Origin of the sequence: Paraburkholderia hospita (assembly GCF_002902965.1) — a bacterium.
Taxonomy (GTDB): Bacteria; Pseudomonadota; Gammaproteobacteria; order Burkholderiales; family Burkholderiaceae; genus Paraburkholderia; species Paraburkholderia hospita.
The window spans coordinates 3,542,710-3,561,844 of record NZ_CP026105.1 but is presented as its reverse complement, the minus strand read 5'-3'; the positions used below and the strand labels follow the sequence as shown (position 1 = coordinate 3,561,844).

Genomic DNA, 19,135 nt, shown 5'->3' with positions numbered 1-19,135 from the left:
GTCGTTTCTTCACGAGTTTCCACACACGAGCGCCGATGAAGCCGATCCGCTACACCATCGTTCCGAAGCAACCCGCCGCCCATCTCTTCGAAGTGACCGTGACCGTCGCCGAGCCCGATCCGTCGGGCCAGCGCTTCATGCTGCCCGTGTGGATTCCCGGCAGCTACATGGTCCGCGAATTCGCGCGCAACATCGTCACGCTGCGCGCGTTCAACGACGCGGGCCGCAAGGTGCGGCTCGAAAAGACCGACAAGCACTCGTGGCAGGCGGCGCCCGTCAAGGGCGCGCTGACGCTGCGCTACGAGGTCTACGCTTGGGACATGTCGGTGCGCGCCGCGCATCTCGACGACACGACGGGCTTCTTCAATGGCACAAGCGTGTTCCTGTCGCCGCTCGGGTTCGAGGACGCACCGTGCGTCGTCGATATCCAGAAGCCTGCCGGTCCGCAATTCCGCAACTGGCGCGTCGCGACGGCGCTGACGGAAGCGCGCGGCACCAAGCGCTATGGCTTCGGCGAGTACAGCGCGCAGAACTACGACGAGCTGATCGATCATCCCGTCACGCTCGGCGAATTCGAACTCGCGACGTTCAAGGCGCACGGCCTGCCGCACGACATCGTGATCGCCGGGCGCGTGATCGGGTTGGACATGGCGCGGCTGTCGGCGGATCTGAAGCGCGTGTGCGAAGCGCAGATCGCGCTCTTCGAGCCCCGCTCGAAAAAGGCGCCGATGGACCGCTACGTCTTCATGACGCAAGCCGTCACCGATGGCTACGGCGGTCTGGAGCATCGCGCATCGACTGCGCTGATCTGCAATCGCGCGGATTTGCCCGTCGAAGGCCGCGACGAGACGACGGACGGCTATCGCACGTATCTCGGCCTGTGCAGCCACGAATACTTCCACACGTGGAACGTGAAGCGCATCAAGCCAGCCGTGTTCGCGCCGTACGATCTGACGCAGGAAAATTACACGTCGCTGCTGTGGCTGTTCGAAGGCTTCACGTCGTACTACGACGACCTGGTGCTCGTGCGCAGCGGCCTGATCAAGGAAACCGACTATTTCACGCTGCTCGGCAAGACGATCGGCGGCGTGCTGCGCGGCAGCGGGCGCCTGAAGCAGACGGTCGCCGAAAGCTCGTTCGACGCATGGGTCAAGTACTACCGTCAGGACGAAAACGCCGCGAACGCGATCGTCAGCTATTACACGAAGGGCTCGCTGGTCGCGCTCGCGTTCGATCTGACGATTCGTGCGCAAACGCAGAACCGCAAATCGCTCGACGACGTGATGCGCCTGCTGTGGCAGCGCTACGGACGCGACTTCTTCAAGGGCACGAGTCAGGGTATCGAGGAAGCCGACGTCGAGGCGCTGTTCGCCGAGGCCACGGGCGCGGACCTGTCGGAGCTTTTCGCGGAAGGCGTGCGCGGCACGAGCGATCTGCCGCTCGACACGCTGCTGGCGTCGTTCGGCGTGACACTCGAGGCGGACGTCGATCTGAAGGGCAAGCCGTCGCTCGGCGCGCGCATGCGCGGCGGCGCGGACTGCACGGTGGCGGCCGTTCATGACGGCAGCGCGGCGCAGAAGGCCGGCCTGTCGGCGGGCGACGTGCTGATCGCCGTCGACGGCTTGCGCGTGACGGGCTCGAATCTCGACGCGCTGCTGTCGCGCTACCAGCCCGGCGCGAAGGTCGAGGTGCACGCGTTCCGGCGCGACGAGCTGCGCGCCGCGCAGGTCAAGCTGGACGGACCGGAGGTCTCGCGCTACAAACTCACCGCGAACGACAAACGCGCGGCGGCCGTGACGGCCCGCAAACGCTGGCTGGGCGGCAAGTAAGGCGCACCGGAGGGCTCGCCGGCGGCGCTCGCACGGCGCAGCCCGGCGGCGGATTGTTCTATCGTTGCAACAATCCGTCGCCGCCGCGCTACTTTTTCCCGGGCGGGTAAAAAAACACAATGGCTCCACTCGCGCAACACAGCGCGCCCCTCACTGGAGTCACAGATGACCACGATCCTGCAAATCAACTCGTCGGCTCGCTCGCAAGGCGCCCAATCGACGCTGCTCGCGAACGAACTGACGGCAAAGCTGCAACAATCGAATCCGGGCGCGCAAGTCGTCGTCCGCAATCTGCACGAAGGCGCACTGCCGCACCTCGACGACGCGATTCTCGGCGCGTTCTTCACGCCGGCCGAGCAGCGTACGGCTGAACAGCAAGCGATCGCAGCGCGCAGCGAAGCGCTGATCGCCGAACTGCAAGCTGCCGACCTCGTCGTGATCGGCGCACCGCTGTACAACTTCGGCATCACGTCGCAACTGAAGACGTACTTCGACTTCATCGCACGCGCTGGCATCACGTTCAAGTACGGCGCGAATGGTCCGGAAGGTCTCGTGACGGGCAAGAAGGTGTTCGTGGTTTCGGCACGCGGCGGCAAGTACGCCGGCACGCCGGGCGACACGCAGACGCCTTACATCACGACGTTCCTCGGCTTCCTCGGCATGACGGACGTGAACTTCATCTACGCTGAAGGCTTGGCCATGGGCCCGGACGCAGCGAACGCGGCACTGGCTGGCGCGCGCGAAGCGATTGCTGCTGCCTGAGCTGTCTGAAACGGTTATGCGGTGAGCCATCCGGCTGGCCGCTTGCCCGTCCGATATGGTGATCGGCCGTTTCGTGACGGCAAAACACAACGCCACGGAACACAATTCCGTGGCGTTTTCTTTTTGAGTTTTCGGCGGATTGCGGTGCGCGTCAGGCGAACACTTCGCCCGTTTCCGGCAAACGCCAGTCGATGGTCTGACGGCCGTGCGCTTCGAGAAATTCGTTGGCGAGCGCGAAATGCCGGCAGCCGAGAAACCCGCGATGCGCCGACAGCGGCGAGGGATGAGGCGCTTCCAGCACGCAATGCGACTTGCCACCGAGCAGCGCGCGCTTGGCCTGCGCGTGCGCGCCCCACAGCATGAAGACGAGCCCATCGTGACGCATCGCGAGTTCGTGGATCAGCGTGTCGGTGCATTTTTCCCAGCCGCGCTTCGCGTGACTCGCGGCGCGATCGCGTTCGACGGTCAGCACCGTGTTGAGCAACAACACGCCTTGTCGCGCCCACGCGTCGAGACAGCCGTGCTGCGGCGCCTCATGGCCGAGGGTTGCGGCGATTTCCTTGAAGATGTTGCGCAGCGACGGCGGCGGCCGCACCGAAGGTGGCACTGAAAACGCGAGGCCGTGCGCCTGCGGCGTGCCACGGTCTTCGCCGTGATACGGGTCCTGGCCGAGAATCACGACCTTGACGTCGTCGGGACTCGTGAGTCGCAGCGCGCGGAATACGTCGGCGGGATAGACGGTCTTGCCGGACGCGCGCTCGCCGTCGACGAACTGGCACAGCGGCGCGTACATATCGCTATCGATAAACGGTTTGAGGTGTGCGCGCCAGGCCGGCGGCAGGGCTTCGAATTGCGCTTCGAGCGTCTGAATGTCTGTGACGGGAGAGGGCGCGGCGGCGTGGGTGTCGTCGTCGGTAAAGAGCGACGGCTGCGTCGGCGGGGTGCGGGAGCGTTTTGCGGAATTCATGGCGGGCTAGTGTGGCAGCAAACGCGTGCGCGCTCAAGGTTCTGCGCGCGTGCTTGCGTGTTTGCTGCTTTCGCCGCTTATTGCGAGCTGCTTTCGCGCAGACGATAACCGCGCTGCGCCTTGCTCACGTCATCGGGACGCAAGCCGTGCACGGCTTGCGCGAGTTCTGCCGACAACGCTTTCAGCGCGCCCGCGTCACCGTCCTTCAGTTCCAGTTCGATCTCGCAGATCGGTGCGCGGCGCGTTTCGCCGTTCACGACCGCGACAACCTCGCCCTGGTCGATGGCCGCCTCGACGTCGGCGCCGTCGATGCTCACGTGCCAGATGGTCCGCGAGAAATTGGTGCTGAACAGCGGAATCAAGTCGTCACGCGCGCTACGCAACGCTTCCTTCGACGGTTCGTCGTCACAGGCTGCGAGCAGCGCGTCGATCTCGAGCGCGTTGCCCTTGATGGCCATTTCCCACTCGTGCCGGCTGTGCAAGCCGCCACTCGACGTGCCGACCGTCTTGTACGTCTGCAGCCAGCCGTCCGGCGTGCGGCGCACGCGCACCGCGCTTTTCGCGCGCGCGAGCGTCAGCGACGGCGTGTCGTAATAGCTGTTTTCGAGCGTGATCGTGCGGCCCTTGCTACCGGCGCGTTGAATCAACCATTGCGTCGCGGCGCCGACCTGACCGGTCGGCAGCGACAGCTTGATCTCGTGTTCCATGCCCATCGCGCGGCTCGCTCGGTAACGTGGTGAGAATCAGAAGAACATCCGCGCAAGCTCCGCGCCCGGTTCTTCGGCGCGCATGAACGCCTCGCCGACGAGGAACGAGTTCACGTCCATCGCGCGCATCCGCTCGACGTCGCCGCGCGACATGATGCCCGACTCGGTCACGACGATGCGGTCGTCCGGCATCATGTCCAGCAGGCCGAGCGTGGTGTCGATCGATGTTTCGAACGTGCGCAGATTGCGGTTGTTCACACCCATCAGCGGCGTCTTCAGCGTCAGCGCGTCGACCAGTTCATCCTTGTCGTGCACCTCGACAAGCACCGCGAGGCCAAGCGAGTGCGCGTACGCTTCGAGATCCTGCATCTGCGAGAGTTCGAGTGCAGCGACGATCAGCAGGATCGCGTCGGCGCCCATCGCGCGCGCTTCGAGGATCTGATACGGATCGACGATGAAATCCTTGCGCAGAACGGGCAGATCGCACGCGGCGCGCGCCTCTTCCAGATACTTCGCGCTGCCCTGGAAGAACTGCACGTCGGTCAGCACGGACAGACATGCCGCGCCGTGCTTCGCGTACGAACGCGCGATCTCCGCCGGTACGAAGTTCTCGCGCAGCACGCCTTTCGACGGGCTCGCCTTCTTGACCTCGGCGATCACGGCCGCGAGACCCGCCTCATGCTTCGCGCGAATCGCGCCGACGAAATCGCGCAGATCGCGCGACGATGCCTGCAGGCGCAACTCTTCGAGCGGCGCGCTTTGCTGCGCGGCGCGTACTTCTTCGCGCTTGACGTCGATGATGCGGTCGAGAATATCGCTCATGTAAATCCCGTTTATTTCTTGAACTGTTGCGTGAAGCGGACCAGGTCGTCGACCTTCGCACGCGCCTTGCCGCTCGCGATCGCTTCGCGGGCCAGCTGCAGGCCGTCTGCGATCGACTCCACGACGTTCGCCGCGTACAGCGCGGTGCCCGCGTTCAGCGTGACGATTTCGCGCGCGACACCCGGCTTGTTGTCGAGCGCTTCGAGCAGCAACACTTTCGATTCTGTCGCGTCCGCGACTTTCAGCGTGCGGTTCGACACCATCTGCATGCCGAAGTCCTCGGGGTGAATCTCGTACTCGGTCACCCGACCGTCGCGCAGTTCGCCGACCAGCGTTGCGCCGCCTAGCGAGACTTCATCCATGCCGTCCATACCATACACGACCAGCACGTGGTTTGCGCCGAGACGCTCCATCACGCGAACCTGAATGCCGACCAGGTCGGCGTGAAACACGCCTTGCAACTGGTTCGGCGCGCCTGCCGGGTTCGTCAGCGGACCGAGAATGTTGAAGATGGTCCGCACGCCGAGTTCGCGGCGCACGGGCGCGATGTTCTTCATCGCCGGGTGATGGTTCGGCGCGAACATGAAGCCCATGCCCGTTTCGGCGATCGACGCGGCTACCTGTTCCGGCTGCAGATCGATATTGACGCCGAGTGCTTCGAGCACGTCCGCGCTGCCCGACTTGCTCGACACGCCGCGATTGCCGTGCTTCGCGACTTTTGCGCCCGCAGCCGCCGTCACGAACATCGTCGCCGTCGAGATATTGAACGTGTGCGAGCCGTCACCACCCGTGCCCACGATATCGACGAAGTTCGAATTGTCCTGCACTTCAACGTGACGGGCGAACTCACGCATCACCGTGGCGGCCGCGGTGATCTCGCCGATGGTCTCTTTTTTGACGCGCAGCCCCGTGATGATCGCGGCCGCCATCACGGGCGACATGTCGCCGCGCATGATGAGGCGCATCAGGTGCAGCATTTCGTCGTGGAAAATTTCGCGGTGCTCGATCGTGCGTTGCAGCGCTTCCTGGGCCGTAATCATTTTGATGTCTCCTTGTTAGGCGCTACGCGCCACGGCCTTCGACTGCTTCACGAAGTTTTCGAGCAACGCGTGGCCGTGTTCCGACAGGATCGATTCCGGGTGGAACTGCACGCCTTCGACAGGCAGCGTCTTGTGACGCACGCCCATGATTTCGCCGTCGGCGGTCCATGCGGATACTTCGAGGCAATCAGGCAGCGATTCGCGCTCGATCGCGAGCGAGTGATAGCGCGTGACGGTGAAGTGCTTCGGCAGATCGGCGAATACGCCTTTGCAGTCGGTTTCGATCTGGCTCACCTTGCCGTGCATGATGGTCTGCGCGCGCACCACACGGCCGCCGAACGCTTCACCGATCGCTTGGTGGCCGAGACACACGCCGAGGATCGGATACTTGCCGGAAAATTCGCGCAGCACGTCGAGCGTGATGCCTGCGTGTTGCGGATTGCTCGGTCCCGGCGACAGGCAGATGCGCTCGGGGTTGAGCTTCGCGATTTCGTCGAGGGTGATTTCGTCGTTGCGATAGGTCCTTACGTCTTCGCCGAGTTCGCCGAAGTACTGGACCAGGTTATAGGTGAACGAGTCGTAGTTGTCGATCATCAGCAGCATGGTCTGTCTCCGGTCAGAAATCGCTATCGAGGCCGTCTTGCACCTGCTCGGCGGCGCGCATCACAGCGCGTGCCTTGTTCTCGGTCTCTTGCCATTCGGATTCGGGCACCGAGTCGGCGACCACGCCCGCTGCCGCCTGCACATACAGATTGCCGTTGCAGATCACGCCCGTGCGGATCGTGATCGCGAGGTCCATCTCGCCCGTGAACGACAGGTAGCCGACTGCGCCGCCGTAGAGGCCGCGCTTCACGGGTTCGAGTTCGTCGATCAGTTCCATTGCGCGAACCTTCGGCGCGCCCGACAGCGTGCCCGCCGGGAACGTCGCGCGCAGCACGTCGAAGTTGGTCATGCCCGGCTTCAGCGTGCCCTCGACAGAGCTGACGATATGCTGCACGTGCGAGTACTTTTCGATCACCATCTTGTCGGTCACGGACACCGAGCCGATCTGCGCGATACGGCCCACGTCGTTGCGCGCGAGGTCGATCAGCATCACGTGCTCGGCGACTTCCTTCGGATCGTTCAGCAGTTCGGTCGCGAGTTCGGCGTCGCGCTCAGGCGTATTGCCGCGCGGACGCGTGCCTGCCAGAGGACGGATCGTGACGATGCGGTCTTCGTTGCGCTTTTCCTGACGCACGAGAATTTCCGGCGACGCGCCGACCACATGGAATTCGCCGAAGTTGTAGTAGTACATGTACGGCGACGGATTCAGCGAACGCAGCGCGCGGTAAAGCGACAGCGGGTTGTCGCGATACGGTTTCGTCAGACGCTGGCCGACCTGCACTTGCATCAGCTCGCCTGCCGCGATGTATTCCTTCGCCTTGCGCACGGCGGCGAGGTAATCGTCTTTCTTGAACTCGCGGAAAATTTCGGTACGCACGCTCGCCGACGTGACAGGCGGCTGCACCGTCGTACGCAGCCGCTGCTTCAGTTCGCGCAGACGCTGCTTTGCGCGTGTGTACGCTTCGGGCGTGGTCGGATCGGCGTAGATCACGAGGTACAGCTTGCCCGCGAGGTTGTCGATGACGGCGACTTCTTCCGTCAGCAGGAGCTGAATGTCGGGCAGGTTCAGGTCGTCGGGCGGGGCCGTGTGCGCGAGTTTCTTCTCGATGTAGCGCACGGCATCGTAGCCGAAGTAGCCGGCAAGACCGCCCGCGAAACGCGGCAGCCCCGGACGCAGCGCGACCTTGAAGCGATTCTGGAACTGCTGGATGAATTCGAGCGGGTCACTCTCGTGCGTCTCGACGACCTTGCCGTCTTTCACGACTTCCGTCACGCCGTTACGCGTGCGGATCAGCGTGCGCGCCGGCAGGCCGATGAACGAGTAACGGCCAAAGCGTTCGCCGCCCACCACCGATTCCAGCAGAAACGAGTTCGCGCCGTTGCGCTCGGTTTGCGCGAGCTTCAGGTACAGCGACAGCGGCGTTTCGAGGTCGGCCAGCGCTTCGGCGATCAGCGGGATGCGATTGAAGCCCTCGTTCGCGAGGGACTGAAATTCGAGTTCGGTCATGTTCCGATCCTGTTCGTGCGTCCGTGCGCTGCTAGCGTCGGACAAAGCGGGGGCTGCGTTACCGGTCGAATGTGCTCGTCACAGGTTGGGAGACCGGCGCGCGCTTTCCCGAACGCATGCACGGCTTCACAGCACGACGATAGTACGCAAGGTACACGACGGCTAGCTGAAACTCATTGCAGCGGTTGCGTGCCGGTCAAACCGGCGTTTCGGAAAAGCGCGTGAGCGCAGCGAAGTAAAAAACGGGTGCCAAAGACGAGCTTCAGCGTACCTCGGGCGAGGTATCAGCGCGACCAGCGACGCCAGGGCCAGGCTCCCCGGTCGATCGTGCTCAGACTCCGTTTTTTATTCAGAAACATGAGAGAAGACTTTGGTTAAGTCAGTGATTGGGTGTTGCGTTGATTGACACTTATTGTACTGCATTGTGTGCTGCGATCGCCTTGGCGGCGCCCAACAGCGACACAACTATACCATCGGATTTTATGGTTTGAACAGATTCGCCGTGATTGTAGCCATACGGGACGGTCAGCGTCGCCATGCCGGCCGCGCGGCCTGCGAACGCATCGTTCTGCGAATCGCCGATCGCGACGGCTTCTTTGGGCGACACGCCGAGGGCTTTGCAGGCGGTGAGCATCGGCAGCGGATCGGGCTTTTTCGCCGCGACGCTGTCGCCGCCCAGCACGACACCGAAGTAATGCAGCAACCCGTGATGCTCGAGCAGCTGCGTCGCGAACCGATGCGGCTTGTTGGTCACGCACGCGAGCACGAGACCCGCGTCGCGCAACGCGATCAAGCCCGCTTCGACGTCGGGATAGAGCCGCGTGTGCAGACCGTTGATCTTCGCGTACTCCTCCTGGTAGATCGCGAGCGCCTCGTCGAAGCGCGACTGCGCCAGCTCGGCTTCGAAGCGCGGCGCGAGCACGCTGCGGATCAGATGCTCGGAGCCCTTGCCGACGTAGTCCATCACCTCTTCGCGCGAGGTTTCTTCCGCGTCGAACTGGGCGAGCATGCCGTTCAGGGAGGCGGTGAAGTCGTCGGCGGTATCGACCATCGTGCCGTCGAGATCGACGATCGCCGCGCGAATCTTCCCGGCCGTGAAGGCAGGAGCGGGGTAATGAGGCGTCGTTTCCATCTCAGCGCCCAACCGATGCCAGCGCGCCGCGCATCTTGTCGATGATCGTCTTGTAGTCCGGGTGGCCGAAGATCGCTGAGCCGGCCACGAAGGTATCCGCGCCCGCCGCCGCAATTTCCGCGATGTTGTCGACTTTCACGCCACCGTCGACTTCGAGATGAATCTCGCGGCCGGTCTTTTCCTTGTACGCGTCGATTTTTGCGCGTGCTTCGCGCAGCTTGTTCAGCGCTTCGAGAATGAACGACTGCCCGCCGAAGCCCGGATTCACCGACATGATCAGCACGAGATCCACCTTGTCCATCACGTGATCAAGGTAATTCAGCGACGTGGCGGGATTGAACACGAGACCCGCCTTGCAGCCGTGGTCGCGGATCAGCGACAGCGTGCGGTCGATGTGGTCCGAGCCTTCCGGATGAAAGCTGATCAAGTTCGCGCCGGCCTTCGCGAAGTCCGGCACGATGCGGTCGACGGGGCGTACCATCAGATGCACGTCGATGGGCACCTGCACGTGCGGGCGGATCGCCTCGCATACGAGCGGGCCAATCGTCAGGTTCGGCACGTAGTGGTTGTCCATCACGTCGAAGTGAATCCAGTCGGCGCCCGCGGCTACGACGTTGCGGACTTCTTCGCCGAGCCGCGCGAAGTCGGCGGACAGGATGCTGGGAGCGATACGGAATTGGGTCATGGCGTGGGGTGGGCGGGAGACGGAAAACCGCTATTTTAGCGCCGGCCGGCGCGCCGCGGCCTTCGGCGCGGCATGGCTTTCGTCATGTTCTGGAGTGTTGTCCGGCTGGCCGATGCGGTTGCGGGCCCGCGCTGCATCAAGCAGAATGCCAAACCATGTCAACGCCTGTGCCGGCGCGCCGCAAGTCGCGCCGAGCCGCCTGCACACAGCCTTGCGCGGATCGATTGCGCGCTTTGCTCACCATCGGAATCAGCATGAGCCAGTACGAATTCAGCGTGTCCTCCCAGGTCCGGTACATCGCCGAGGAGTCGGACCCGGAGCATCGGAAGTACGCTTTCGCCTACACGCTCACCATCCGCAATACAGGCCAGGTCGCCGCGCAACTGATCGCGCGTCACTGGGTCATTACGGATAGCGAAAACCGTGTTCAGGAAGTGAAAGGCCTCGGTGTGGTCGGGCATCAGCCGTTGCTGAAGCCGGGCGAGCAGTTCGAGTACACCAGCTACGCGGTGATCGCGACACCCGTGGGGACGATGCGCGGCGAGTATTTTTGCGTGGCGGAGGACGGTGAGCGCTGGGACGCACCCGTACCGGAATTCGTTCTGCGGATGCCGCGCACGCTGCATTGAGCGCGCGTTGAACATGAGACGCCGCGCGCTGTCAGTCAGCGACGCGGTTGCTGCTGCGGCGGGACCTGTTTGGCGTCCTGCTTCTGGCGTGCGGCATTCTTTTTCTTGCCGGACGCTGTCCACACAACGATGAAAATCAGCAGCGAAAGCGCCAGGAGCGACTCCAGCGCGAAGATGAGCATCGGATATTCGTCGAGCAGATCAGACATGGCAGTTTCCATCGAGAACAATCATTGTATGCGCTTTGCCCGCCGGGCCGCGGCCTGGGCGGGAGCGCTGTCGCTTGCCGTACTGCTTGCGTCGTGCGGCGGCGGCGGCGCGGTGCGGCCATCCGTTTCACCGCCGACGGGTGCCGCGATCATACCCGGCCAGATCGCCGCCCAGCGGCTGACGCCGGTCGCGTGGCGACAGGTGCCGGGCTGGCAGGACGATTCACTGATCGGCGCGGCTGCGGCGCTGCGCCAGAACTGCGTGCGCCTCGCCAGCCAGTCGACATGGCGGCGCGCCTGCGCGGCCGCGCTGATGCTTGACGATCTGGACGTGGCGAGCGCGCGCACTTTCTTCGAAACCTACTTCACGCCGTTCCAGTTCTCGAACACCGACGGCACGCTCGACGGACTCGTGACAGGCTACTACGAGCCGCTACTGCGCGGTTCACGCGTGCGTCAAGGCGTGTATCAGACGGCCTTGTACCGTTGGCCTTCGGCGTACCGCCCCGGTTCTGCGATGCCGGCGCGTGCGCAGCTCGAGCGTTCGGGCGCGCTGAACGGCAATGAACTCGTGTGGGTCGACGATCCTATCGAGGCTTTCTTTTTGCAGGTGCAAGGCTCGGGACGCATCGTGATGGAAGACGGCAGCGTGATGCGCGTCGGCTTTGGCGGGACGAACAATCAGCCGTACAAGTCGATTGGCCGATGGTTGCTCGATCGCGGTGAGCTGACGCCGTCGCAGGCGACCATGCAAGGCATCAAGGCGTGGGCGCGCGCAAACCCGACGCGTGTCGATGGCCTGCTCGACACGAATCCGCGCTTCGTGTTTTTCCGCGAGATGCCGTCGAGCGAGCCTGCGCCTGGCGGCGGCGCCGATGGTCCGATCGGCGCGCTTGGCGTGCCGCTCACGCCGGAGCGTTCGATTGCCGTCGATCCGGCGGCGATCCCGCTCGGCACGCCCGTCTTCCTCCAGACGACGCGCCCGATGACCAATGCACCGATGAATCGTCTGGTGTTTGCTCAGGACACGGGTTCGGCGATCAAGGGCGGCGTGCGTGCCGACTACTTCTGGGGACTCGGCGACGAAGCGGGCGATCTGGCCGGCAAGATGAAGCAGGGCGGACGGATGTGGCTGCTGCTGCCTAATTCGTGATACTGAGTCACGATCCTGAGGTCAGGGGATAGCCCGACCTGAAACAGCCCGACGGTTTGTGTCACATCCGTCGGGCTGTTTGCTTTTGTACGCCCGTACTCTTCGATTTGCTCGCGTGTCGAGAGTTACGCGCCTGCCTGGCGCTTGTCGATCACGCGACGCGCTTTACCCACCGAGCGCTCGATGCCGTTCACGCCGAGCAGCACCACGTTCGCCGTAACGCCGATCAGTGCCTTGATGTCATAGGCCAGCGCCTTACGTGCGGTGTCCAGCGCGGCTGTGTCCGGCGCGGTCTCCGGGCAAGGTTCGATGTTCAGCGTCATCACGTCGAGCGGGCCTTCTCTGGTCAGCACGATCTGATAATGCGGCGCGAGTGCGTGTTGCTTCAGCAGCAGTTCTTCGATCTGCGTCGGGAACACGTTGACGCCGCGAATGATCATCATGTCGTCCGAGCGACCGGTGATTTTTTCCATCCGACGCATCGTACGCGCGGTTCCGGGCAGCAGACGCGTGAGATCCCGCGTGCGGTAACGGACGATCGGCAACGCTTCCTTCGTCAGCGACGTGAACACGAGTTCGCCGAGTTCGCCGTCCGGCAACACTTCGCCCGTTTCGGGATCGATGATCTCGGGGTAGAAGTGGTCTTCCCAGATCGTCGGGCCGTCTTTGGTTTCGACGCATTCGGACGCCACGCCTGGACCCATCACCTCGGACAAGCCGTAGATGTCGACGGCGTCGATGCCCATGCGTTCTTCGATCGCGCGGCGCATGTCGTTGGTCCAGGGCTCCGCGCCAAAGATGCCGATGCGCAGCGAGCATGTCTTGGGATCGACACCCTGACGCTCCATTTCGTCGGCGATCGACAGCATGTAGCTCGGCGTCACCATGATGATGTCGGGTCGGAAGTCCTGAATCAGCTGGACCTGCTTTTCGGTCTGACCGCCGCCGAACGGAATGACCGTGAGGCCCGCGCGTTCCGCGCCGTAGTGCGCGCCGAGACCGCCCGTGAAGAGGCCATAGCCGTAGCTCACGTGGACCTTGTCGCCGCGCCGCGCGCCTGCCGCACGGATCGAACGTGCGACGAGGTTCGCCCAGGTGTCGATATCGCGCGCGGTATAGCCGACGACGGTCGGCTTGCCCGTCGTTCCCGATGACGCATGAATGCGCGAAATCTGATCTTGCGGTACGGCAAACAGGCCAAACGGATAGTTGTCGCGCAGATCCTTTTTCGTAGTGAAGGGGAAGCGCGACAGGTCGGACAGCGTCTTCAGCTCCGACGGATGCACACCCGCTTCGTCGAACTTGCGTCGATAGACAGGGGAATTTTCATAGGCGTGAGCCAGCGACCATTTCAGCCGTTCGAGCTGTAGCGCAGCGAGTTCGTCGCGGCTCGCCTTTTCGATGGGATCGAGCGGGAGCGGGGTAGTCATCGAATGTCTCCTTGCTTTCAGAATAGGATGCCGCGCGAAAGGCGACGCAATTACGTAAGAGAGTGACGTTCCCTGTCAGTCGTCGACGGGGATCACGGTGCCTTTGATTTGCGCGGACTTGCCGCGAAACATCGCAACGGTCTCGTTCGCGCGGTTCGTGACGCGAATGTCGTAGATGCCGTTGCGACCGCTCAATGTCTGCTCGACAGCTTCTGCCGTGAGGATGTCGCCGCCGTGCACAGGGCGCAGAAACTCGATCGAGCAGCCCGCCGCGACGGTGTTGATGTTGTACGAGTTGCAGGCGAACGCGAACGCCGAATCGGCCAGCGTGAACATCAGACCGCCGTGACAGATCTGATGGCCATTCAGGAAGTCCGGCCTCACGCTCATCCGAAGGCGCGCGTAGCCAGCGCGCACTTCGAGAATGTCGATGCCGAGCGCCTTGCTGCAGGCGTCGATCGCATACATGGCTTCGGCAGTCGCGCGGGCGAGTTCGTCGGGCGTCATCGCGTTGCTCAGGTTGGGTTGCGTGGACATGTCAGCGGCCCTCGAAGCGCGGCGCGCGTTTTTCGATGAACGCACGGACCCCTTCCGCGTAGTCATGCGATGCGCCGAGTTCGCGCTGCATGTCGCGTTCGAGATCGAGTTGCTGATCGAGCGTTTGCGTGGCGCTCGACCGCATCGCCTGCTTGATGGCCGCGATCGCGCGCGTGGGCTGCTGCGCGAGTTGCGCGGCGAGCTGGGTTGCCGTGCTCTGCAATTCGGCATCGTCCACGGCCTTCCAGATAAGGCCCCAGCTTTCCGCCTTGTCGGCGCTGAGCTTGTCGCCCGTGATCGCGAGTCCCAACGCGCGAGCCATGCCCACGCGTTGCGGCAGGAACCACGTGCCGCCGGAATCCGGCACGAGCCCAATCTTCACGAAGGCCTGGATGAAGCTCGCCGAACGTGCGGCCAGCACGAGGTCGCAGGCGAGCGCGAGATTCGCGCCTGCGCCTGCCGCCGTGCCATTGACGGCGGCGATGACGGGCAGCGGAAGGGCTTGCAGACGTCGAATCAACGGATTGAAGTGTTTATCGATCAGGTCGCCGAGATCCGTCATGGCACCTGGCGTGAAATCCAGATCGGCCAGATCCTGGCCGGCGCAGAAGCCGCGGCCGGCGCCCGTGAGTATGAGCCCGCGCGTGCCGGCGGCCTCGACTTCGTCGAGCGCTGCGCTCAGTTCCTGATGCATGGCGCGCGTAAAGCTGTTCAGCTTGTCGGGGCGGTTTAGCGTCACGGTCGCGACGCGCGTGGCGGCGTCGATGTCTACGCCGATCGCTTCATAGGTCATTGCTTGTCTCCTCGTCTCCATACGGTGTGGGCAGTCGGCGCGCTCAGACGCGCTCGATGGCAAGGGCGATGCCTTGCCCGACGCCGATACACATCGTGCACAGCGCGTAACGTCCGTTGGTGCGCTCGAGCTGGTACAGCGCCGTCGTAATCAGGCGTGCGCCGGACGCACCGAGCGGATGCCCCAGCGCGATCGCGCCGCCGTTGGGATTGACGCGCGGATCGTCGTCGCGCAAACCGAGCTGACGTAGAACGGCCAGACCTTGAGACGCAAACGCTTCGTTGAGTTCGATCACGTCGAACTGGTCGAGCGTCATGTTGAGTTGCTTCAGCAGCTTTTGCGTGGCGGGCGCCGGCCCAATGCCCATGATGCGCGGCTCGACGCCTGCCGTTGCCATGCCGATCACGCGGGCACGGCGCCGCAAGCCGTATTGTTCGGCCGCTGCCTCACTGGCAATAAGAAGTGCGCACGCACCGTCGTTGACGCCAGATGCGTTACCCGCCGTCACCGAGCCATCCGGCCGCACGACGCCCTTCAGTTTGCCGAGTGCTTCGAGCGACGTCTCACGCGGATGCTCATCGAGCGCCACGCGGATTGGCTCGCCCTTCTTCTGCGGAATTTCGACGGGCACGATTTCGTGCGCGAGCGTGCCGTCGCGTTGTGCGCGGGCCGCCTTCTCCTGACTGCGCATTGCAAACGCGTCCTGGTCGGCGCGGCTGATATTGAAGTCGACGGCGACGTTTTCTGCTGTCTCGGGCATCGAATCGACGCCGTATTCGCGCTTCATCTGTGCGTTGATGAAACGCCAGCCGATGGTCGTGTCGTGAATCTCCGATTGCCGCGAGAACGCCGAGCTTGCCTTGCCCATCACGAACGGCGCTCGCGTCATGCTTTCGACGCCGCCCGCAATCATCAGGTTTGCCTCGCCAGCCTTGATCGCGCGGGCTGCCGTGCCGACTGCATCCATGCCCGATCCGCACAGCCGGTTGAGCGTGGCGCCGGGCGCGTCCGTCGGCAAGCCAGCAAGCAGCGCCGACATGCGTGCCACGTTCCGGTTGTCTTCCCCCGCCTGATTGGCGCAGCCGTAGATCACGTCGTCGAGCGCTCGCCAATTTACGCCGGGATTCCGTTCGATCAGCGCCTTGATCGGGACGGCGCCCAGGTTATCGGGACGGACGTCTTTCAACGCGCCGCCGTAGCGGCCGAAGGGCGTGCGAATCGCGTCACAGATAAATGCGTCGGTCATATCGGGGTTCCTGCAAGAGAGCGGACCGGCAAGCGCGCCGGCCCTTGAACTGCATGTTAGTTCGACGTCCGGCGCGGCTTAAGTCGGCCTGAAGTTATAGGCCAAAACGCCGGTCAAACGTCCTATGTCGTTCGGCCGACTTACGCGGCAACGGCCTTCGGTTCAACATGAACCCGGCTTTGAACAACGCGGAAGCGATTCGCGACGAAGGCAGCGTCGGCGAGCGCGGCATTCGCAGCGGGGTTGGCGCCCGTGCCGTGGAAGTCCGAGAACGCTGCCGACTGATTGACGAAAACGCCGCCCGTCAGATTGATAGAGAGCGCGACGCCGCCAAGAATCGAGGCTTCCGTGGCCGCCTCGATCACCGTGTCGTCCGTGCTATAGACGGAGAGGGTGAGCGCGCCATGTTCGGCGGCGATGCGGCCGGCAAGTTCGAGCGATTGCGCGGTCGAGTCTGTCGCGATCACGAAGGAGATCGGGCCGAACCATTCTTTCGTGAACTTCGCTTCGTCCGTCGCGGCATCGAGTTGCAGCACCAGTGGGGTACGTACGCGGGCGCCCGCGAACGTCGGATGCTCGAGCGACTGGCTGTCCGCGAGAACGTGTCCCAGCTTGCGGGCTTCGTCGATACGTTGCTCGATGGCTTCGTTCTGGATCGCGCCCAGCAGTTCTACAGCGCGAGCCGGGTCCGAGCCGAGCTTCTGGACAGCACCGGCAATTGCGTCGGCAACGGCCTGGAAGGGGATCGTGCCTTCGGCCGTGCGAATGCCGTCGCGCGGCACATAGATGTTTTGCGGCGCAGTGCACATCTGGCCCGAGTACAGTGCCAGCGAGAACGCGATGTTGCGCGCGGCGGCTTTGATGTCGTCGATGGAGTCGATCACGATCTGGTTCACGCCGGCCTTTTCGGTGAACACTTGCGCCTGGTGTGCGTTGCGCTCCAGCCAAGTGCCGTTTTGCGTGCTGCCCGTGAAGTCGATCAGCTTGATTTCCGGGCGCTTCGCGAGGTTCTGAACGAGTTCGCCGTCGTTCGGTTCGGTCGCGAGCAAGGTCACGACGTTCGGATCGAAACCGGCTTCACGCAGCACGTCGCGGGCGACGCGCACGGTGATCGCGAGCGGCAGGATCGCGCCCGGATGCGGCTTGACGATGACAGTGTTGCCGGTTGCCAGGTCTGCGAACAGGCCGGGGTAACCATTCCACGTCGGGAACGTGCAGCACCCGAGGACGAGACCCGTGCCGCGCGGCACGATGTTGAAGCGCTTCTGCATCGCGAGCGGCGGATTCTTACCCTGCGGCTTTTCCCAATGTGCGTCGGCGGGAATTCGGCGCAACTGGTCCCACGCATAGGTGACGGCTTCGAGCGCGCGATCCTGCGCATGCGGACCGCCCGCCTGAAAAGCCATCATGAATGCCTGGCCAGTCGTGTGCATCACGCTGTAGCCGATCTCGAAGCTCAGCCGATTGATCCGCGTAAGAATCTCGAGGCTCACGCCGATCCAGGCTTTAGGGCCGGCTTCGCGCCATTTCCGTTGGGCTTTGGCCGCAGCTGCAATCAGCGCGTCCGGATCGGATTTGGGGTAGCGGATTCCGAGCGGGAAACCGAAAGGCGATTGTTCTGCTGCTGTGATCTCGCCCGTGCTCGGCTGGTCGAGTTCGAACTTTTTGTTCAGAAGAGCCTTGAACGCCGATTCGCCGTCCGCGTTAGCGGTTTCCCCGTACACTTTGGGACTCGGCATTTCAGAGAATGGGCTCCAGTAGCCGCGGGTTTCAATGGCGGCAAGGGCTTTCTGCAGCGTGTCTTCGTGCTTCGTAAAGAGTGGGTGGGTCATGGCGGGCAAGATGCTGACTGAACGTTAGAAGAAACCTTGTCGATTTATTGACCGACCGGTTGGTTGGTGAATGTTAGCATTATTGGGATGCGGCGCGAGCCTCTTGCGCCTGCTGGTAAACACTTAGGAGGAGTGCATGGGCTTCGAGAACATTCTGGTTGAGACACGTGGCCGCGTCGGTCTGATTACATTGAACCGTCCGAAAGCGCTTAACGCGCTGAATGACGCGTTAATGGATGAACTGGGCGAAGCGCTGCGCGCGTTCGATTCGGATGAGGGCATCGGCGCCATTGTTATTACCGGAAGCGAGAAAGCGTTTGCGGCGGGCGCGGACATCGGAATGATGTCGACATACTCTTATATGGATGTATATAAGGGCGACTACATCACGCGGAACTGGGAAGCTGTCCGATCAGTTCGCAAGCCGATCATTGCTGCCGTTGCCGGTTTCGCGCTCGGCGGTGGCTGCGAGCTCGCGATGATGTGCGACATCATTCTTGCCGCTGACACGGCGAAATTCGGTCAGCCGGAGATCAAGCTAGGCGTCATGCCTGGAGCCGGCGGTACGCAGCGGTTGCCACGCGCGGTGTCGAAGGCCAAGGCGATGGATATGTGCTTGACCGCGCGATTCATGGATGCCGCCGAGGCGGAGCGCTCCGGACTGGTGTCGCGTGTGATCCCGGCGGCAAATCTGATCGACGAGGCAATCACTGCGGCTGCGACCATCGCCGAGTTTCCGATGCCGGCGGTGATGATGGTGAAGGAGTCGGTCAACCGCGCTTACGAGACGACATTGGCTGAAGGGGTGCATTTCGAGCGTCGATTGTTCCATTCGCTGTTCGCAACGGAAGACCAGAAAGAAGGGATGGCCGCTTTTGTCGAGAAGCGAAAACCCGTCTTTAAACACCGTTGATCGAATTGCTCAAAAAACCGCTTGCAACCACGCAGGCAAGTGTCTAGAATTCCGGTCTTTCGCGCTGCGGCCAACGCGGCGCGAAGGAAACGAGGAAGGCGGGAGAGCCAGCATTGACGGGGCTTTCCGGTGGAGTCGACAGGTTGGGAAGTTAAAAAAACCGGTTGACGAAACGAAAAAGGTTCTTCATAATCTCGTTTCTCTGCTGCTGACGCAGCAACGTGGTGAAAGCAAGGCGCTTCCCGCGAATGTTCTTTAACAATCAACAGCCGATAAGTGTGGGTGCTCGATGGCGGCGCGCGGTGATCTTCGGGTCACCGAATAGCGAAAGTAATCGAG

19 protein-coding genes are annotated in these 19,135 nt (G+C 63.1%); 5 read left to right on the top strand and 14 right to left on the bottom strand.

Features of this window, described 5'->3' with window-relative positions; genetic code table 11:
• The first annotated feature begins 35 nt into the window (after positions 1-35).
• Both C2L64_RS16110 and C2L64_RS16105 read left to right on the top strand, forming a co-directional pair.
• A complete protein-coding gene (locus C2L64_RS16110) occupies positions 36-1,829 on the top strand; it encodes a M61 family metallopeptidase (RefSeq protein WP_090838761.1) in 1,794 nt (597 codons plus the stop codon).
• 165 nt (positions 1,830-1,994) lie between these two features.
• Positions 1,995-2,591, top strand: a complete 597-nt coding sequence (locus tag C2L64_RS16105; RefSeq protein WP_007580668.1) for an FMN-dependent NADH-azoreductase — start codon at positions 1,995-1,997, stop codon at positions 2,589-2,591.
• A gap of 151 nt (positions 2,592-2,742) precedes the next feature.
• On the opposite strand, the gene C2L64_RS16100 is transcribed toward C2L64_RS16105, so the two are convergent.
• The 8 genes from C2L64_RS16100 to rpe all read right to left on the bottom strand — a co-directional run bounded on the left by C2L64_RS16100 (position 2,743) and on the right by rpe (position 10,054).
• Positions 2,743-3,558 carry a uracil-DNA glycosylase gene (locus C2L64_RS16100; protein WP_090838763.1) on the bottom strand — a complete coding sequence of 272 codons (816 nt, stop codon included), beginning with the start codon at positions 3,556-3,558 and terminating at the stop codon, positions 2,743-2,745.
• A 77-nt stretch (positions 3,559-3,635) separates the two neighbouring features.
• A complete protein-coding gene (locus C2L64_RS16095) occupies positions 3,636-4,271 on the bottom strand; it encodes a CYTH domain-containing protein (protein WP_090838765.1) in 636 nt (211 codons plus the stop codon).
• 30 nt (positions 4,272-4,301) lie between these two features.
• On the bottom strand, positions 4,302-5,087 hold the full coding sequence (gene trpC, locus C2L64_RS16090; protein WP_090838766.1) for an indole-3-glycerol phosphate synthase TrpC: 786 nt from the start codon (positions 5,085-5,087) through the stop codon (positions 4,302-4,304).
• Between the two features lie 11 nt (positions 5,088-5,098).
• On the bottom strand, positions 5,099-6,127 hold the full coding sequence (gene trpD, locus C2L64_RS16085) for an anthranilate phosphoribosyltransferase (protein WP_007580661.1): 1,029 nt from the start codon (positions 6,125-6,127) through the stop codon (positions 5,099-5,101).
• Positions 6,128-6,142: 15 nt separating this feature from the next.
• A complete protein-coding gene (locus C2L64_RS16080) occupies positions 6,143-6,730 on the bottom strand; it encodes an aminodeoxychorismate/anthranilate synthase component II (protein ID WP_086909643.1) in 588 nt (195 codons plus the stop codon).
• Between the two features lie 13 nt (positions 6,731-6,743).
• Entirely contained in the window at positions 6,744-8,237 is a 1,494-nt protein-coding gene (gene trpE, locus C2L64_RS16075; protein WP_086909642.1) for an anthranilate synthase component I, read from the bottom strand.
• Positions 8,238-8,646: 409 nt separating this feature from the next.
• Complete coding sequence (locus C2L64_RS16070; protein WP_090838768.1) at positions 8,647-9,369, bottom strand: phosphoglycolate phosphatase; 723 nt, start codon at positions 9,367-9,369, stop codon at positions 8,647-8,649.
• Between the two features lies 1 nt (position 9,370).
• On the bottom strand, positions 9,371-10,054 hold the full coding sequence (gene rpe / locus C2L64_RS16065; protein ID WP_090838770.1) for a ribulose-phosphate 3-epimerase: 684 nt from the start codon (positions 10,052-10,054) through the stop codon (positions 9,371-9,373).
• Positions 10,055-10,308: 254 nt separating this feature from the next.
• Between rpe and apaG the strand changes: the two genes are divergently transcribed.
• On the top strand, positions 10,309-10,683 hold the full coding sequence (apaG, locus tag C2L64_RS16060) for a Co2+/Mg2+ efflux protein ApaG (protein ID WP_007580651.1): 375 nt from the start codon (positions 10,309-10,311) through the stop codon (positions 10,681-10,683).
• A 35-nt stretch (positions 10,684-10,718) separates the two neighbouring features.
• Here the strand turns inward: apaG and C2L64_RS54135 are convergent, their stop codons facing one another.
• Positions 10,719-10,892, bottom strand: a complete 174-nt coding sequence (locus tag C2L64_RS54135; RefSeq protein WP_007580649.1) for a hypothetical protein — start codon at positions 10,890-10,892, stop codon at positions 10,719-10,721.
• Between C2L64_RS54135 and mltA the strand changes: the two genes are divergently transcribed.
• Positions 10,813-12,045: a murein transglycosylase A gene (gene mltA / locus C2L64_RS16055; protein ID WP_090838772.1), complete on the top strand. Its 1,233-nt coding sequence runs from the start codon at positions 10,813-10,815 to the stop codon at positions 12,043-12,045. The two genes, C2L64_RS54135 and mltA, sit on opposite strands and share 80 nt — an antisense overlap.
• Positions 12,046-12,170: 125 nt before the next feature.
• On the opposite strand, the gene paaK is transcribed toward mltA, so the two are convergent.
• The 5 genes from paaK to paaN all read right to left on the bottom strand — a co-directional run bounded on the left by paaK (position 12,171) and on the right by paaN (position 17,883).
• Positions 12,171-13,475, bottom strand: a complete 1,305-nt coding sequence (gene paaK / locus C2L64_RS16050; protein ID WP_090838774.1) for a phenylacetate--CoA ligase PaaK — start codon at positions 13,473-13,475, stop codon at positions 12,171-12,173.
• Positions 13,476-13,550: 75 nt separating this feature from the next.
• On the bottom strand, positions 13,551-14,012 hold the full coding sequence (paaI, locus tag C2L64_RS16045) for a hydroxyphenylacetyl-CoA thioesterase PaaI (RefSeq protein ID WP_090838776.1): 462 nt from the start codon (positions 14,010-14,012) through the stop codon (positions 13,551-13,553).
• A gap of 1 nt (position 14,013) precedes the next feature.
• Entirely contained in the window at positions 14,014-14,805 is a 792-nt protein-coding gene (paaG, locus tag C2L64_RS16040; RefSeq protein ID WP_090838784.1) for a 2-(1,2-epoxy-1,2-dihydrophenyl)acetyl-CoA isomerase PaaG, read from the bottom strand.
• Positions 14,806-14,848: 43 nt separating this feature from the next.
• Positions 14,849-16,051 (bottom strand): 3-oxoadipyl-CoA thiolase, encoded by a 1,203-nt coding sequence (gene pcaF, locus C2L64_RS16035; RefSeq protein WP_090838778.1) that lies wholly within the window; start codon positions 16,049-16,051, stop codon positions 14,849-14,851.
• Positions 16,052-16,191: 140 nt separating this feature from the next.
• Positions 16,192-17,883 (bottom strand): phenylacetic acid degradation protein PaaN, encoded by a 1,692-nt coding sequence (gene paaN, locus C2L64_RS16030; protein WP_090838780.1) that lies wholly within the window; start codon positions 17,881-17,883, stop codon positions 16,192-16,194.
• 136 nt (positions 17,884-18,019) lie between these two features.
• Between paaN and C2L64_RS16025 the strand changes: the two genes are divergently transcribed.
• Positions 18,020-18,796, top strand: coding sequence for an enoyl-CoA hydratase (locus C2L64_RS16025; protein WP_090838782.1), 777 nt, complete (start codon positions 18,020-18,022; stop codon positions 18,794-18,796).
• Positions 18,797-19,135 lie beyond the last annotated feature (339 nt).

Bases quoted from the DNA above. Each gene is read 5' to 3' on its own strand.
- trpD (WP_007580661.1), bottom strand. From the start codon at position 6,127: ATGATTACGGCCCAGGAAGCGCTGCAACGCACGATCGAGCACCGCGAA.
- C2L64_RS16100 (WP_090838763.1), bottom strand. From the start codon at position 3,558: ATGAATTCCGCAAAACGCTCCCGCACCCCGCCGACGCAGCCGTCGCTC.
- C2L64_RS16110 (WP_090838761.1), top strand. From the start codon at position 36: ATGAAGCCGATCCGCTACACCATCGTTCCGAAGCAACCCGCCGCCCAT.
- C2L64_RS16070 (WP_090838768.1), bottom strand. From the start codon at position 9,369: ATGGAAACGACGCCTCATTACCCCGCTCCTGCCTTCACGGCCGGGAAG.
- C2L64_RS54135 (WP_007580649.1), bottom strand. From the start codon at position 10,892: ATGTCTGATCTGCTCGACGAATATCCGATGCTCATCTTCGCGCTGGAG.
- trpC (WP_090838766.1), bottom strand. From the start codon at position 5,087: ATGAGCGATATTCTCGACCGCATCATCGACGTCAAGCGCGAAGAAGTA.
- C2L64_RS16080 (WP_086909643.1), bottom strand. From the start codon at position 6,730: ATGCTGCTGATGATCGACAACTACGACTCGTTCACCTATAACCTGGTC.
- paaK (WP_090838774.1), bottom strand. From the start codon at position 13,475: ATGACTACCCCGCTCCCGCTCGATCCCATCGAAAAGGCGAGCCGCGAC.
- C2L64_RS16025 (WP_090838782.1), top strand. From the start codon at position 18,020: ATGGGCTTCGAGAACATTCTGGTTGAGACACGTGGCCGCGTCGGTCTG.
- rpe (WP_090838770.1), bottom strand. From the start codon at position 10,054: ATGACCCAATTCCGTATCGCTCCCAGCATCCTGTCCGCCGACTTCGCG.
- trpE (WP_086909642.1), bottom strand. From the start codon at position 8,237: ATGACCGAACTCGAATTTCAGTCCCTCGCGAACGAGGGCTTCAATCGC.
- paaG (WP_090838784.1), bottom strand. From the start codon at position 14,805: ATGACCTATGAAGCGATCGGCGTAGACATCGACGCCGCCACGCGCGTC.
- paaI (WP_090838776.1), bottom strand. From the start codon at position 14,012: ATGTCCACGCAACCCAACCTGAGCAACGCGATGACGCCCGACGAACTC.
- C2L64_RS16095 (WP_090838765.1), bottom strand. From the start codon at position 4,271: ATGGGCATGGAACACGAGATCAAGCTGTCGCTGCCGACCGGTCAGGTC.
- paaN (WP_090838780.1), bottom strand. From the start codon at position 17,883: ATGACCCACCCACTCTTTACGAAGCACGAAGACACGCTGCAGAAAGCC.
- C2L64_RS16105 (WP_007580668.1), top strand. From the start codon at position 1,995: ATGACCACGATCCTGCAAATCAACTCGTCGGCTCGCTCGCAAGGCGCC.
- apaG (WP_007580651.1), top strand. From the start codon at position 10,309: ATGAGCCAGTACGAATTCAGCGTGTCCTCCCAGGTCCGGTACATCGCC.
- mltA (WP_090838772.1), top strand. From the start codon at position 10,813: ATGAAAATCAGCAGCGAAAGCGCCAGGAGCGACTCCAGCGCGAAGATG.
- pcaF (WP_090838778.1), bottom strand. From the start codon at position 16,051: ATGACCGACGCATTTATCTGTGACGCGATTCGCACGCCCTTCGGCCGC.